Source organism: Streptomyces sp. NPDC093094 (assembly GCF_044754345.1).
In the GTDB taxonomy this organism is placed as follows: Bacteria; Actinomycetota; Actinomycetes; order Streptomycetales; family Streptomycetaceae; genus Streptomyces.
The window spans coordinates 77774-92211 of sequence record NZ_JBIVOX010000002.1; the positions used below are offsets into that span (position 1 = coordinate 77774).

The window sequence follows — 14438 nt, forward strand, 5'->3', positions numbered from 1 at the left end:
TGGGGCCCTCTTCACTTCTCGGGAGCCGCCGCATGGAACTGAACAGACGCACCCTCCTCACCGGCGCCGCCGCGGCCGGGGTCACGGCCGCCGCCGGCGGCGCCGCGCACGCCGCGGGAGGCAGGAAGCCGGTGAAGTCCCTCTTCGGGACGCTCGCCGACGGGACGAAGGTGTACCGCTGGTCGCTGGAGAACGGCGGCACCCGGCTGAAGGTCCTCTCCTACGGCGGGATCGTGCAGTCGCTGGAGATCCCGGACCGGCGGGGGCGGTACGCCAACGTCTCGCTGGGTTTCGGCAGCCTCCAGGACTACGTGACGAAGAGCCCGTACTTCGGGGCGCTGATCGGGCGCTACGGCAACCGGATCGGCGCGGGGCGCTTCACCCTGGACGGCAGGACGTACCAGCTGTCCGTCAACGACGACGCCAACAGCCTGCACGGCGGCGCACAGGGATTCGACAAGCGGGTGTGGGACGTCGAGCCGTTCACCCGGGGCACGGACGTCGGGCTGCGGCTGTCGTACACGAGCGCGGACGGGGAGATGGGCTACCCGGGCACGCTGCGGACGAAGGTGACGTACACGCTGACCCGCTCCGGCGACTGGCGCATCGACTACGAGGCCACCACGGACAGGGCGACGGTCTGCAACCTCACCAGCCATGTCTATTTCAACCTGGCCGGTGAGGGCAGCGGCCCGGTGTACGGCCACGAGCTGTCGATCGCCGCCTCCCGCTACACGCCGGTCGACCCGGGGCTGATCCCCACGGGCGAACTGGCGGAGGTCGCGGGCACCCCGTTCGACTTCCGCCGCGCCAGGACCGTCGGCGAGGACATCCGCGTCGCCCACCCGCAGCTGCTGCACGGCAAGGGCCTGGACCACAACTGGGTGCTGGACAAGGGCGTCACCGGCCGGCCCGAGCACATCGCGACCCTGCGCGACCCCGCCTCGGGCCGCACGATGCGGATCGCCACGACCGAGCCGGGGCTCCAGTTCTACTCCGGCAACTTCCTCGACGGCAGCCTCGTCGGCACCGGGGGCTCCGTCTACCGCCAGGGCGACGGGCTGTGCCTGGAGACCCAGCACTTCCCGGACTCGCCGAACCGGCCGTCCTTCCCCTCGACGGTGCTGCGGCCCGGGCAGGTCCACCGCTCGACGACCGTCCACTCCTTCAGCGCGTGACCCGCCGGGCCCGGTCCGCCGGGCCCGGTCCGCCGGTGGTGATCCTTCGGGGCGAACGCACAAGTTCTCCACACGTGTTGAACGACGCCCCACCCGCCTCCGTATCTAAGGGCGGCCCGTGCTCCCCCGCACGGGCCACCCAGAGACGGAGGTTCCCTTGGCCGGCAACGTCACCTCGCTGTTCCGCAGCACCTCGGCGCACAGCCCGTCGATGGCGGCGCTGGCGCGCGAGGGCGGCGACGGGGCCGGCCCGGTGGACTTCTGCATCCCCTGCAACCCGTACTTCCCCACCCCGGAGATGTTCGACTCGATGGCCGCGCACCTGCGCGACATCATCACCTACTACCCGAGCAGCGCGGACACCATCACCTCGGAGCTGTGCAGTCTGCTCCAGCTTCCGCCGCAGTGCGTGGCGATGGGCAACGGCTCCACGGAGCTGATCACCTGGATCGACCATCTGCTGGTCCGGGAGTCCCTCGCCATCCCCGTCCCCACCTTCGGCCGCTGGACCGACCAGCCGATGGAGACCGGCAAGCGGGTCGACATGTTCCCGCTCCAGGAGGCCGGCGGCTTCGCGCTGGACCTGGCCCAGTACGCCGAGTTCATCCGGGCCCGGGGCACCCGGGTCGCGGTGCTGTGCAACCCCAACAACCCCGACGGCGGCTATCTGCACAAGCACGCGGTCGTGCAGTTCATGGACGCCATGGCCGATCTGGACCTGGTGGTGATCGACGAGAGCTTCCTGGAGTTCGCCGACGCGGAGGCGGAGCCCTCGGTGGTCCAGGAGGCGATGCTGCGGCCCAACGTGATCGTGCTGCGCAGCCTCGGCAAGAACTTCGGCCTGCACGGCATCCGCTTCGGCTATCTGGTCGCCAACCCCGCGCTGGCGGGCCGGGTCCGCTCGATGCTGCCGAAGTGGAACCTCAACTCCTTCGCGGAGCACGTGGTGTTCATGCTGAAGGAGCACGGCCAGGAGTACCGGCAGAGTCTCCAGCAGGTGCGCCGCGACCGCATGGAGATGGCCGGCGCCCTGTCCGAGCTTCCCGGGCTCACCGTCTACCCCTCCCAGGGCAACTTCCTCTTCGTGCGCCTCCCCGTCGGCGCCGAGGGCACCGTGGTCCGTGACCGGATGCTCACCGAGCACCGGATCCTGGTCCGCGAGTGCGGCAACAAGATCGGTTCTTCCAGCCGCTTCCTGCGGCTCGTGGTGCGCCCCCAGGTCGACGTGCGTCGCCTGGTGTCCGGCCTGGAACAGGTGCTCTACGGGACCAGGAGGGGAGCCGCCGTGCCCGAGCTGAGCACCGGGACCAGCTACAGCTCGGGCACGGCGGCGGTCGATCGTCTGGTGGGCGCCACCAACGGGGCCGGGCTGTCGATGCAGATGGCCGCGGCCCCTCAGCCGATCGCACCCCAGCAGACGGCTCCCCAGCCGATGGCACCTCAGCCGATGGCACCTCAGCCGATGGCTCCCCAGCCGATGGCACCTCAGCCCATGGCGCCGCAGCCGATGGCGCCGCAGCCGCTCGCCGGTCCCGTACCGCAGCCGGTGCCGCAGCCGGTGCCGGTGCCTGTGCCGGTGCCTGTGCCGGTGCCGCAGCCGGCACCCATACCGCAGCCGGCACCCATACCGCAGCCGGCACCCGTGCCTCAGCCGGCGCCCGTGCCGGTGCCGCAGCCGCTCGCGGCTCCGGCCGGGCTCACTCCTCCCGGCGTCCCCGCGCAGGGCGGCCTGACCGCCGCCCAGGTCAGAGGCACCAACGGCCTCTCCCCCGCGCCCGCCACGGGCTGGCAGAACAGCCCCAGCTGGCCTGCGGCGGCCGGGTAGACACGACGGTCGCACCGGCCCGGCCTCCCGAGCCGAGGGGGCCGCCCTGCCGGGGAGGCACACGGGCGGCCCTCTCCTGTGTCACCGGCCGGGGCACTCCTTCCACGCCACGTGGTAGACGGTGCTGATGTCGCCGTCCGTCGAGTCCATCGTCATGAAGCTGACCTTGTCCGGCGCGGACGAGCCCGCGTTGACCCGGATCTCCGTGTTGATGTTGAAGTTGCGCTGGACCCCGCAGGGCGCCCAGACGAGCTGCGCCCAGTCGGTGACGTCGGTGGCCTGCCAGTTGTCGTTGTAGGCACCCGCGAAGTTGTGGTTCTTGAACGCCGTCTGCGACGAGCCCTGGAAGTAGTACGAGGCGCGCTGCACGGCGCTCGCGCCCGGCTGGAGTGCGGCGAAGCCCCGGTAGTCCGCGCTCGCGATGGCGTAGGTGAAGCCCTGCGGGACATGGACGATCAGGTTGAGCTGGCAGTTCCTGCGGAACGCCGTGGGATCGGAGTTGCCGCCGGCCTGGGCGAGGTAGTCGCTGTACGTCACCGTGAACGCGGTGTTGTCCTCGGAGACGGCGACGGCCGCGGTGCCGGCGGGACAGCCGGAGCCGTTGACCGTGGCGACATTGATGACGATCTTGTCCGGGGGCGGGTCGACGAACCCGGACGGGTTGTGCGCGGGTACCGCGGTCGTGACGAGAGCGGCGACAGCACCGCCCAGGAGCAGGCCACTAGCCATGGTCTCTCCCTTTCGTTCGGATCGGTGGGGGGTGGACGCCCCGGTCCCGCACAGCCCGACTCCGTGAAGAATCAATGAAGCTGGTGTGAAGACCGAGGCGTTCGCATCGTAGGGAGACGGCCGGAACGCGCCCAGCGCGAACTCCGGCCATTCACCCCGGCCCGTTCACACGGATCCGTTTCAGGACACGAGGGGCTGCTCCTGCGACTCGGCCAGCTTCACCGTGCACAGGCCGCCGCGGGTGGCCGTCACCTCCGTCACCTCCAGCTGGGTGCCCGGCAGCAGGATGAACTCCTCCTCGCCCGTGAACGCGGAGAAGTCGCGGATGCCGACCGCCCGGGAGGGTGTCACCTCGAAGAGCGTGCGTCTGCCGCGGCTGCCGAGGAACGACCGCGCCACACCGGGCTCCGAGGTGCACGAGGAGACGCCCCACCAGGTCACGGTCCGGCCGACCGGGTACTGCGCCCGCAGATCCAGCGACACCCCGCGCCACAGCGGCCGGGTGCGGACGGGGAGCCCCGACACGGCCGAGAACAGCAGCCGCAGATAAGGGAGGTAGGGGACGAGCCTGCTCCGGTCCGGGGAGCGCAGCACGGCGTTGATCTCGCGGTAGAAGGCGGACTCGCAGGTGTAGAGGTAGAGCGCGGCGATCGCGTCGGCCGTGAGGGCGCCGCCCGCCTCGTCCGCCCGCCGCTTGCCGAACTCGTGCGACCGTTCCACGTGCGGGGCGAGTCCGGACAACAGCCCGGCGACGGGGCCGACGGCGTCACGGAAGTCCATGAGCGGGGTGTCGAACACACCGGTCACGGCGGGGAGGGCGAGTCCCTCGTCCTTGACGCTGGAAAGCCGCTCCAGATAGAGCTGGTGCAGCTCCATGGTGGACGCGATGAACGCGCCCATCCGTTCGGAGACGTCCCCGCGCGTGCCCCCGGACTGCGCCGCGAGGGCGTCCCAGCCCTTGCTCGGCAGCCAGTCGATCTGCTCCGCGCCCACCGACGCCAGGGCGTCGTTCACCATCGAGAAATGGCCGCCGTCGCAGAAGATGTCGCCCTGGGCCGCCGGGTTGGGGTGGTCGATGTGCCGGACCTCGACCTCGGGGTACTTCTTCTCCAGCCGCAGGACGACCTGTTTCAGACTGCGCGCGTGCGCGCCCCACCAGGCGAAGACGACACCGCGGTCCTCCTCGTCGGCGGTCTGCTTGGCCCTGAGGATCTCCTCGACGATCCGCTCGGCGACGGGCCGCCAGAACAGGGTGTGCCGGTCGGACCCCCGCGCCTCGGCGGTGCCGGCGGTGAGGGCCGCGTTCAGCAGCAGCACGCCCTGGGTGAGCATCGCCTGGAACCACTCCGGCGGCTGGACGGTGTCCCGCTCCTTCAGCAGCGCGCGGATGTCGGCGATCGGTGTCTTCTTGGGGATGCCGTACTTCCACATCGCCGCCGCCTTGATGATGCAGCGGATGCTGACGACCCGGCCGAACTGGCTGTCCTTCCAGTCGTGGAAGGTGTTGTCGAACATGGCGATGCCGGTCGCGCTCTCCGGCCGCGGGTAGGGGTTCTGGCCGAAGACGACGACCTTCCACTTGTGCGGCGGGTTCGGCTTGAGCGCCTGGAAGGTCAGTTCCCTGACGGGGACGACGTCCGGGCCGCGGTCGGGGCCGATGAACGAGGCCGCGTCCGGCTGCGCCTCGATGACCGGCTTCAGCAGCGGGAGCCACGGCTCACCGCCGCCCTGGAACAGCTCGGTGAGAGCCAGCGGGTCGTCGGGGCCGGGCTGCGCGGAGGCGTTGGCTTCGATCATGGCCGGGAGGCTAGCAACGGGGTCTGACAACGGGTCCGGGGCGCGGTCCGGCGGCGCGGTCGTCCAACTGCGTTGTCAGTGGCGGGCAGTAGCGTCGTCGGAGGTGGAAGAACCGTCCGTTCTCACAGGGGAGTGCCCTATGACCGTGAACCGCGAGCAGGCCCCGCTCAAGGTGGTGCTGACCGATGTCAACGCCCAGGTGGTGCAGGCGTGGCGGGCGGCGTTCGCCGACACTCCCGGGATCGAGATCCGCAAGGGCTCGATCCTGGACGAGAAGACCGACGCCTGGGTCAGCCCGACCAACGCGCGGGGCCGGATGGACGGCGGGGTGGACGCGGCCGTCAAGCGGTACCTCGGGGCGGGCATCCAGCTGCGTGTGCAGCGCGCGATCCGCGACGAGTTCGCCGGCTCGCTGCCGGTGGGCAGCGCGGTGTGCGTCCCCTCCGGCGCGGTCAGTCCGCGGTTCCTGATCTCGACACCGACCATGGAGCAGTCCTCGCAGAACGTGAGCGAGACGCTGAACGTGGCGCTGGCGTGCGCCGCCGCCTTCCAGGCGGTCCACCGGCAGAACGAGCGGGAGCCGGGCAGCATCCGGTCGGTGGCGCTGGTCGGCATGGGCGCCCGGACCGGCCGGGTGCCCGCCCGGGTGTGCGCGAACCTGATGTGGACGGGCCACACGCTGTTCCACGACCACCGCTTCGAGGACTACGACGACCTGCGCCGCACGATCGTCGCGCAGCTGGACGACCTGGAGAACGCGCCCCAGGAGACACGGGTGCGTATCGCGCCGCCCGAGCGTTCCGCCGGACGCCGCTGACCGCCGGACGCCGCGGGCCGTCGCCCGCCGCGGGCCCGCCGGACGGCCGCCGCCGGGCTCACGGGTTCTCCCACGCCGCCGGTTCCGCCGCCAGGTCGCGGACCGGTTCCGGGAGGGCGTTCGCCGCGATGTCGGCGATGGTGACGCCCTCCAGGATCCTGCGGACGTTGGCGCGCAGCGCGATCCACAGGGGCAGCAGGGGCCGGGCGGAGCCGGTGTAGGTGAGGCCGGTCGGGCGCTCGCCCCTGACCGACACGATCGGGCCGTCGACCGCCCTGATCACATCGGCGACCGTGATGCTCCCGGCGTCGCGGGCCAGGCGGTAGCCCCCGCCCCCGCCGCGCCGGCTGTCGACGATCCCGCCGCGCCGCAGGTCGCCGAGGATGCCTTCCAGGAACTTGTGCGGGATCTCCTGCGCGGCGGCGACCGTCTCCGCCTTCACCGGGTCGCCGCCCTGCCGTACGGCGAGCTCCAGTACCGCCCGTACCGCGTAGTCCGCCCGCGCCGAGATCCTCATACGGTCATTGTCCGGTGTGCCGCGGCACGGCGGCGCACCGGCCGGTGCCGTCGAGGGTGTCGCGTGCGTCCGGACCGGCGTCGGCCAGGGCGCTGTGCCCGACGGCCCGTGTCACCCCGTGTCACCCCGAGGCCGCCGAGGGCGACCTCCAGCGGGAGGGATTCCGTACGGCTGCGGTTGACCGCGAAGACGGTGACCGTGCCGTCCTCGGCACGCACGGCGGTGGCGTGCAGCAGGTCGGCCTCGCCGTACTTCTCGGTCCGGTACGCCGGCAAGTCGACGCGTACGTCGAGGACCTCGCCGCGGCCGTACGCGGACACCTGGGCGAACGGGAAGAGCGTCGTCTGCCGCCAAGGCCGGTCCGCCGGGCCCGGTCATGATCGGGGCGATCACGTTGACGAGCTGAGCGAGGCAGGCGGCGGTCGCCTCGTTCCGGCGCCGGCGGAGGACGACGGCGACGGCCGGGGGCGGGCCCGCCGCCGGTCCGCCCGTGCCGACGGGCGGATGCCCGCGCCCCGGGCCGGGTCGTCCCCTCGGCTGCCCTCACATCCGGGGCCGGACGTTCGAAATGCCGGATATCGGCCGTGACTTCGAACGAGACCGTGGAATCTCGATGCGCACACGTCAATGGTCGGGACGAGGGCAGCGGTCGTCCGATGGGCATGGCGCGGGCAGTTCTCCCCGCGTAGTCTCGAACGGCCCGCCCTACGGCGGCGGAAGGGGGCGCGATGGACATCGCGGGGGCGCGAAGGAAGGCGGCCCGGATCACGGCGGCGCTGTGGCGGCCGAGGTCGGCCTCCGCCATGCGCGCACTCGCCCGCGACCTGTCCACGGCGCTGCGGGCCAGACCGGGACCGCCCGCCGACGTCCGCGACCTGTGCCGCGTCCTGTGCGAGGAGATGAGCGCGCTGCGCGGCGGACGCCCGGTCGAGCTGCGCTTCGAACGGTTCCCCGACGAGATCGAAGTCACCGGTCTCTGTGTGGAGTTCCGCGACTTCGACCTGGTCATCGTCGAGGAGCGGGCCGAGGCCAGCCAGCAACTGGTCATCCTCGGGCACGAGTTGTGGCATCTGCACGCCGGCCATCGCCATCACCACGGTGTGGACGGGGCGGCCGCCGTCCACGCGCTGGCCGGCTGGGACGGCTCCGCGCTGACCGTCGCCGCCCGCAACGGCTCCCGCGAGGCGGACGAGGCCCAGGCCGACGACTTCGGACACCGGCTCGCCACCGTCTTCCGGCACCTGCTGTCCGGCCCGGACACCCGCGCACCCCTCGACCCGGTCCAGCGGTCCATGGGCTACCGGGGCCGCGGAGGGACGGCTCGGTGACAAACGTCCTCGGCGGCCCGGCCGGCCCGGCCCGGTCGGCGGCGGACCTCGCGCACCTCGCGCTGGAGCCGTCCCGGCTGCTCACCGACCTCAACGTCTCGGTGTGGCTGCCGATCCTGCTGCTCGCCGCCGCCCTGGCGATCAAACTGCCCAGCATCGTCAGGATGTGGCGGGACCCGCTGCTGCGCGCCGTCGGCGGTCTGCTGCTGTTCGGCTGCGCGGTCTTCGTCTTCGCCGCCCCCTCGACCATCGCCTGGACCAACCGCGTCACCGGCGTGCCGAACTTCTCGGCGCCCTGGGTGTACTCGCTGCTCACCGCGCTGTGCGCGTCCTGGCTGCTGCTGATCGTCGCCTGGCGCAACGGCACCGACCGCTCGGCCGCCACCCGCCGCGCGACCCGCCAGGTCGTCACCGCCTACGCGGGCGTCGTCGTCACCCTCTGGGTGCTCTTCGCCCTCGCGGACGTCCCCGTGGAACGCATCCGCGACCTGGACACCTACTACGCCAACACGCCCTTCATACGCGAGCAGATCCTGCTCTACCTGCTCGCCCACACCCTGGCCTGCAGCATCACGGCCCGGCTGATCTGGAACTGGATCCGCACCGACGGCCTCGACGCGTGGCTGCGCTGGGGACTGCGCCTGCTGGGCGTCGGCTACACCACCAGCCTGCTCTTCGACTTCTCCAAACTCATCGCCGTCGTGGCCCGCTGGACCGGACACGACCTGGACTGGCTCAGCACCTATGTGGCCCCCGCGGCCGCCTGTGCGTCGGCCGCCCTGGTCGCGGTGGGCTTCATCGTCCCGCACGCCGGGCAGTACCTCCAGGAGCACCGGCGGCTGCGCATCCTGCGCCGGCGGCTGCGGCCGCTGTACCGGCTGACGCGCTCGGTGACCGGCAGCCGCGAGCCCTTCAACCCGCGCGCCACCGGCGAACTGCGCCTCATCCGCCGGGAGACCTTCATCCGCGACGCGCTGCTGCAGGTGTCCCGCCACCTAGACGAGGACCTGCGCGGCCGCTCCCACGACGCCGCGCTCGCACTCGGTTTCCCGCCCGTGCGGGCCCAGGCCCTCGCCGCCGCCGTGACCCTGCTGGACGCGGTGGAGGCCCGGCGCCGGAGCCCGGCGGCGGAGAGCTCCGGCTCGCCCGACACCGCGTACCTGATGCGCGAGATCCAGGCCGTGTCGCAGGCCCTGCGCCGCTCCGACGAGCTGAAGGCGGTACGTGCCCGGGCGGCCGCCCCCGCAGAGAGTGCCCGTGCATGACCGAACGCTCCACCCCCGACGGCAGAACCGCCGTGGTTCTCGGGGGCTCCCACACCGGCATGCTCGCCGCCCGGGCCCTGGCCCCCTTCGCCGGCCGGGTCGTCGTCGTCGAGCGCGACGACCTGCCGGACGGCCCCGTGCCCCGCAAGGGACTTCCGCAGGCCCGGCACGCCCACATGCTCTGGTCGGGCGGGGCCCGGGCCCTGGAGGAACTGCTGCCGGGCGTCACCGGCCGGCTGTGCGCCGCCGGGGCCCACCGGATGCCCGTCACCACGGGCATCGTCGCGCTGTCCGCGCACGGCTGGTTCCGGCGCTGGCCCGAGTCGCACCACATGCTCCTGGCCGGCCGCGACCTGCTGGACGCGACCGTCCGCGCCGACGTCCTCGCCCGCGGACGGACCGAACTCCTCTGCGGCACCGAGGCGACGGGTCTCACCGGCACCGCGCACGCCGTCACCGGGGTGCGGGTCCGCGCCCGTGACGGGGGCGGGGAGCGGGTCCTTACGGCGGACCTGGTCGTCGACGCCACCGGCCGCGGCTCGACGGCCTCCGCCTGGCTGCAAGACCTCGGGCTGCCGGCCCCCGAGCGACGCGAGGTCGACTCCGGACTGGCCTACGCCAGCCGTCTGTTCCTCGCCCCCGAGGCGGCCCGCACCGGCTTCCCCGTCGTCAACGTCCTGGCCGACCCGCAGGCGGGCGGACCCGGCCGGGCGGGCTTCCTGCTGCCGATCGAGGACGGCCGCTGGATCGTCACCCTCTCCGGCACCCGCGGCGGCACCCCCTCCCCGCACCCCGCCGACTTCGCCCGCTACGCCCGCGAGGAGCTGCGGCATCCGCTGATCGCCGACCTGATCGAGCGGGCCGAACCGCTCACCGGGGTGTCCTTCTCCCGCTCCACCGCCAACCGCCGCCACTTCTACGAGCGGATGCCGCGCTGGCCGGACAACCTCACCGTCCTCGGGGACGCGCTCGCCGCGTTCAACCCGGCCTACGGCCACGGCCTGACCGCGGCCGCGCAGAGCGCGCTCGTCCTGCGGGACACCGTGCGCCGGCACGGCTGGGGCACACCGGGGCTGGCCCGCCGCATCCAGCGGGCGGTGGCCCGGCCGGTGGGGGCGGCATGGGACCTGGCCGTCAGCCAGGACGTGTTCTATCCAGGCGCCTCGGCCGCCGGTCCCACCCTGCGGGAGCGGCTCGTGGCGGCGTACGTCGGACGGCTGATGCACACCGCGACGGGCAACGGCCGCATCGCCCGCCGGGTGACGGACGTGACCTCCCTGGAGCGTGGCGGGGAGGTGCTGCTCGCGCCGAGCGTGGCGCTGGCGGCGGCGGTCGGCCCCCTCAGACCGGCGCTGGAGGGGCCGCCGCTGACCGCGCGGGAGCGCAGGGCCGTGGGCCTGCCGTAGCGGCGCGGCGACCGGGTCCGGGGCTCAGCCCGCGAACGCCGGCTGCGCCAGCCCCTTCCCGGCGCCCGCGACCACCAGCACCGACCCCGACAGCGGATGCGGCGCGGCGAGGCCCGTCCGGGCCGTGGTGATGTACAGGTCGGTCAGGTCCGCCCCGCCGAACGCGCACGCGGTGGGCCTGCGCACGGGGAGCGGGACCACCCGGTCCAGCGCGCCGCCGGGGGTGTAGCGGCGTACGGCACCGCCGTCCCAGAGGGCGACCCACACACACCCCTCGGCGTCCACCGTCAGTCCGTCGGGGAAGCCCGCGCCCTCCTCGATCACGGCGAGGGTCCGGCGCCCGGACACCCGGTCGCCGGCGACGTCGAACACGTCGACACGGCGGGTCGGTGAGTCGACGTAGTACATCAGCCGTCCGTCGGGGCTCCAGCCGGTGCCGTTGCTGACGGTGACCGCGTCGAGGACGGCCTCCACCGCGCCCTCGCCCGTCACCCGGGACAGCGTGCCGCCGCCCGGCGCCTCGTCGTAGCGCATGGTGCCGGCCCACAGGGAGCCGTCGGGCGCGACCGCGGCGTCGTTGGCACGGCGGCCGGGGACCGGCTCGCGGTGCAGCCAGCGGAAGGTGTCGTCGGGGTCGAGCAGGCCCACGCCGTCGCGGAGGTTCAGCACGAGCCCGCCGCCGGTGCGCGGCTTCGCCGCACCGACGTGCTGCTCGGTGCGGCGCACGGTGCGCCGGCCGGTCGACGGGTCGTAGGTGTGCACCCGGGAGCCGAGGACGTCGACCCAGAGCAGCCGGCCGGCCGCGGTGTCCCAGGTGGGGCCCTCGCCGAGCGCGGCCTCCGCGCGCACCGCGACCTCGTACGCCGTCACACCGCGCTCCGGTGCCCGAGCCGCTCGGACAGCTCGGCGGCGCCCTTGGCGGCGAGCTCCTCCAGCTCGCCGCGGCGCTCCTCGCTCCAGCGGATCATGGGCACGGAGACGGACAGCGCGGCGACGACCTGTCCGGTGCGGTCGCGGACCGGGGCGGCGACGCAGGAGACGTCCGGGTTGGACTCACGCCTCTCGACGGCGAGCCCCCGGGCGCGGATCTCGGCGAGGGCCTCGCGCAGGGCGGCCGGGTCGGTGATGCTGTTCGGGGTCATCGCGGCCAGTTCGGCGCCGTCGGGGACGCGCGCGGCGAGCTCCTCCTCGGGAAGGGAGGCCAGCAGCATCTTGCCGACGGAGGTGCAGTGCGCGGGCAGCCTGCGGCCGGCCGCCGACACCATCCGGACGGCGTGGGTGGAGTCGACCTTGGCGATGTAGATGACGTCCGTGCCCTCCAGGATCGCCACGTGCACGGTCTCGTCGCAGGTCTCGGCGACCGAACGGGCCACCTGCTGGCCCTCGGCGGCGAGGTCGAGCTGCTCGGCGTAGCGGCTGCCGAGCTGGTAGGGGCGTACGCCGAGCCGGTAGCGTCCGGGCTGGCCGGGCACGGGGACGATGTACTGGCGGGCGGCGAGCGTGGTCACCAGCTCGTGCACGGTGGTGCGCGGCAGCTGGAGCCTGCGCACGATGTCGGGGGCGGAGAGCGTGCCGTCCCCGTCGAGGAAGAGCTCGAGTATGTCGAGAGCCCGGGTCACGGCAGGCACGAGGCGTCCCACGTCGGCCCCCTCCCTTGGAGTTCTGGAAGGCTGTGTTCGAAATTTCAACAGCCGATCGGAATGACGAACACAGGGTACTCAGAGCGGGTTTCGCCGGGCAATGCCCCGGCGGCACCGGCTGCCGCACGGGGAACCCGGGCGGGTGCCCGGCCGCCGGCGGCCCGGGTTCGCGCGGTCACGCCGCCCCGCCCAGCCGGCCCCGCAGACGCTGGGCGCGCAGGACCAGTTCGAGCTCGAAGCGGCGGTCCGGGTCGTCGATCTCGTCGCCCCACAGCTCACGGATCTGGCGCAGGCGGTAGCGGACGGTCTGGGGGTGGACACCGAGGCGCGCGGCGACCTCCGGGGCGCCGCCGCGGGTCTCCAGCCAGGCCAGCAGGGTCTGTGCGAGCCGGCGTCCGTGGGCGGGCCCGCAGTGGGCCAGCGGCGCCAGGCATCTGAGCGCCAGGTCGTCGATCAGCTCCTCCGGCTGGAGCAGCACGAGCGCCTCGGTGTGCTCGGTGCAGAACAGCACCTCGCCGGCCGGCAGCAGCCGCCGCTCCATCAGCCGTACGGCGGCCTCGGCCCAGCGCAGCGACTTCGCCGCGTCGGCGAGCGGCACCGGCGGCCCGATCGCGCCCGCCCAGCCGGCCAGGGCCCGGTGCAGCAGCTCGCGCCGGCCGGCCGCGTCGGGCTCGGGCACCACCATGCGCGGCTGCTCGTACTCCAGGTCCAGCAGCATCTCCTGGCCGACCGCGGGCGCGACGGACTCGCGGGCCGGGCGCAGCAGCACCCCGACGGCGACCCGGCCGGGCAGCGGCCAGCCGGCCCGGGCGGCGCGTTCGGAGAGGGCGTCGGCCCCGTCGGTGCGGTGCCGGTCGGCGAGGAGCTGCTCCATGAGGCGGCGCTGGAGGCGCAGGCGTTCCCCGGCCTGGCGGGCGGCGGCCTCGGCGTAGCCGCGCACGGACCGGTCGACGAGGCCGTCGAGGTACTCGTAGCCGGCGTCGACGAGTTCGTACATCGCGGGCGGCGGGATCCGCACGCGCTGGCCGATGTCGGCGAACCGGCGCCAGGCCAGCCGTACGCCCATGCGGTAGACGGCCTGGAGGGAGTCCAGGCTGCGGCCGCCCAGGCCCTCGCCGCGGCCGAAGTCGTGGAAGACGTCGGGCGGGACGCCGGGGCGCCCCTCGGAGCTCTCCAGGTGCTGGACGAACGCCTCGATGGCGCGGCGGATGCCGACGAGGGCCATGGGCTCGCCGTTGTCGTCGAGGACGACGGGCAGATGGGGGTACTCGCGGCGGATCTCGCGCATGATCTCCTGGGCGAGCTCCGGCGCCTCGGCGAGGGCGATCGCCGCGAACCGGCGGACCTGGAGGCGCGGGACCTCGTGCCAGGCGGAGCGGGGGGCGAGGACCGCGGGCCGGGCGGTCACGGCGCGCTCCCCTCGCCCGTCCGCTCATAGGTGATCAGCGGGGTGCCGGGCTGCTCGGGGGTGGCTTCGAGCAGGGCGACGGCACCGAGGGCGGCGCCCACGGCGAGCGCGGCGGCCGTCACGACGGTGATGCTTGCGGCGAGCAGTCTGGACATCGCAGGGTCAGCCTCTCGGATCCGGAAGGTCGTCCCACCCCGGCGTCCCACCCCTGCCTCGAGGACGCCCAGTGTCGACACGGCGTTGACACACAGTCAAGAGCCAGGCATGTGGTTTGCAGAACAGTGGGGGTATTTGTTCGGATTTCACCGGGCCACTCCCACTCCGGCTCACGAAATGACACTCCGTCAGCTCCGGTGGCCGCCGAAATTGTCACCCCGGTGAGTAGCCGTCGTGAACGGCTGGGCGAAAACTGTCGAACCCCACCCCGCACAGGCCGTCCACACACCCCTCGTACGAACGGCTCAGTCCCCCCACAGCCCCACGTTCCTCCCCACGCTGAGTTCCGCACCCCGACGAGTTGGAGCACCG

General features: G+C 73.2%; 13 protein-coding genes and 1 pseudogene. 6 read left to right on the plus strand and 8 right to left on the minus strand.

Features of this window, described 5'->3' with window-relative positions:
- The first annotated feature begins 32 nt into the window (after positions 1-32).
- Positions 33-1178 (plus strand): aldose epimerase family protein, encoded by a 1146-nt coding sequence (locus tag ACIQGV_RS03235; protein WP_402489719.1) that lies wholly within the window; start codon positions 33-35, stop codon positions 1176-1178.
- 157 nt (positions 1179-1335) lie between these two features.
- The gene (locus ACIQGV_RS03240; protein WP_402489722.1) at positions 1336-3003 is read left to right on the plus strand and encodes an aminotransferase class I/II-fold pyridoxal phosphate-dependent enzyme; all 1668 of its coding nucleotides are present in this window, start codon (positions 1336-1338) and stop codon (positions 3001-3003) included.
- 81 nt (positions 3004-3084) lie between these two features.
- On the opposite strand, the gene ACIQGV_RS03245 is transcribed toward ACIQGV_RS03240, so the two are convergent.
- Together ACIQGV_RS03245 and ACIQGV_RS03250 are read right to left on the minus strand one after the other, a co-directional pair.
- Positions 3085-3732, minus strand: a complete 648-nt coding sequence (locus ACIQGV_RS03245) for a DUF4360 domain-containing protein (protein WP_402489724.1) — start codon at positions 3730-3732, stop codon at positions 3085-3087.
- A gap of 180 nt (positions 3733-3912) precedes the next feature.
- The gene (locus ACIQGV_RS03250; protein WP_402489727.1) at positions 3913-5529 is read right to left on the minus strand and encodes an ADP-ribosyltransferase domain-containing protein; all 1617 of its coding nucleotides are present in this window, start codon (positions 5527-5529) and stop codon (positions 3913-3915) included.
- 139 nt (positions 5530-5668) lie between these two features.
- Between ACIQGV_RS03250 and ACIQGV_RS03255 the strand changes: the two genes are divergently transcribed.
- Positions 5669-6346, plus strand: a complete 678-nt coding sequence (locus ACIQGV_RS03255) for a macro domain-containing protein (protein WP_402489729.1) — start codon at positions 5669-5671, stop codon at positions 6344-6346.
- A 58-nt stretch (positions 6347-6404) separates the two neighbouring features.
- Here the strand turns inward: ACIQGV_RS03255 and ACIQGV_RS03260 are convergent, their stop codons facing one another.
- Positions 6405-6863 carry an RrF2 family transcriptional regulator gene (locus ACIQGV_RS03260; RefSeq protein WP_402489732.1) on the minus strand — a complete coding sequence of 153 codons (459 nt, stop codon included), beginning with the start codon at positions 6861-6863 and terminating at the stop codon, positions 6405-6407.
- Between the two features lie 37 nt (positions 6864-6900).
- Positions 6901-7286, minus strand: a pseudogene (locus ACIQGV_RS03265) (alpha-L-arabinofuranosidase C-terminal domain-containing protein); the annotation flags it as partial.
- 305 nt (positions 7287-7591) lie between these two features.
- Between ACIQGV_RS03265 and ACIQGV_RS03270 the strand changes: the two are divergent.
- From ACIQGV_RS03270 to ACIQGV_RS03280, 3 genes are all read left to right on the plus strand, one after another.
- Complete coding sequence (locus tag ACIQGV_RS03270; RefSeq protein ID WP_402489734.1) at positions 7592-8191, plus strand: toxin-antitoxin system, toxin component family protein; 600 nt, start codon at positions 7592-7594, stop codon at positions 8189-8191.
- Between the two features lie 62 nt (positions 8192-8253).
- Positions 8254-9456, plus strand: a complete 1203-nt coding sequence (locus ACIQGV_RS03275; RefSeq protein WP_402491013.1) for an MAB_1171c family putative transporter — start codon at positions 8254-8256, stop codon at positions 9454-9456.
- Positions 9453-10862: an FAD-dependent oxidoreductase gene (locus ACIQGV_RS03280; protein ID WP_402489736.1), complete on the plus strand. Its 1410-nt coding sequence runs from the start codon at positions 9453-9455 to the stop codon at positions 10860-10862. Before ACIQGV_RS03275 ends, ACIQGV_RS03280 begins: the two co-directional genes overlap by 4 nt.
- 24 nt (positions 10863-10886) lie before the next feature.
- On the opposite strand, the gene ACIQGV_RS03285 is transcribed toward ACIQGV_RS03280, so the two are convergent.
- The 4 genes from ACIQGV_RS03285 to ACIQGV_RS03300 all read right to left on the minus strand — a co-directional run bounded on the left by ACIQGV_RS03285 (position 10887) and on the right by ACIQGV_RS03300 (position 14065).
- The gene (locus tag ACIQGV_RS03285; RefSeq protein WP_402489738.1) at positions 10887-11732 is read right to left on the minus strand and encodes an SMP-30/gluconolactonase/LRE family protein; all 846 of its coding nucleotides are present in this window, start codon (positions 11730-11732) and stop codon (positions 10887-10889) included.
- On the minus strand, positions 11729-12502 hold the full coding sequence (locus ACIQGV_RS03290) for an IclR family transcriptional regulator (RefSeq protein WP_402489740.1): 774 nt from the start codon (positions 12500-12502) through the stop codon (positions 11729-11731). Before ACIQGV_RS03290 ends, ACIQGV_RS03285 begins: the two co-directional genes overlap by 4 nt.
- Before the next feature lie 175 nt (positions 12503-12677).
- Positions 12678-13910, minus strand: a complete 1233-nt coding sequence (locus tag ACIQGV_RS03295) for a PucR family transcriptional regulator (protein WP_402489743.1) — start codon at positions 13908-13910, stop codon at positions 12678-12680.
- On the minus strand, positions 13907-14065 hold the full coding sequence (locus ACIQGV_RS03300) for a hypothetical protein (RefSeq protein WP_402489744.1): 159 nt from the start codon (positions 14063-14065) through the stop codon (positions 13907-13909). The genes ACIQGV_RS03295 and ACIQGV_RS03300 overlap by 4 nt, the downstream gene beginning before the upstream one ends.
- Between the last annotated feature and the right edge of the window lie 373 nt (positions 14066-14438).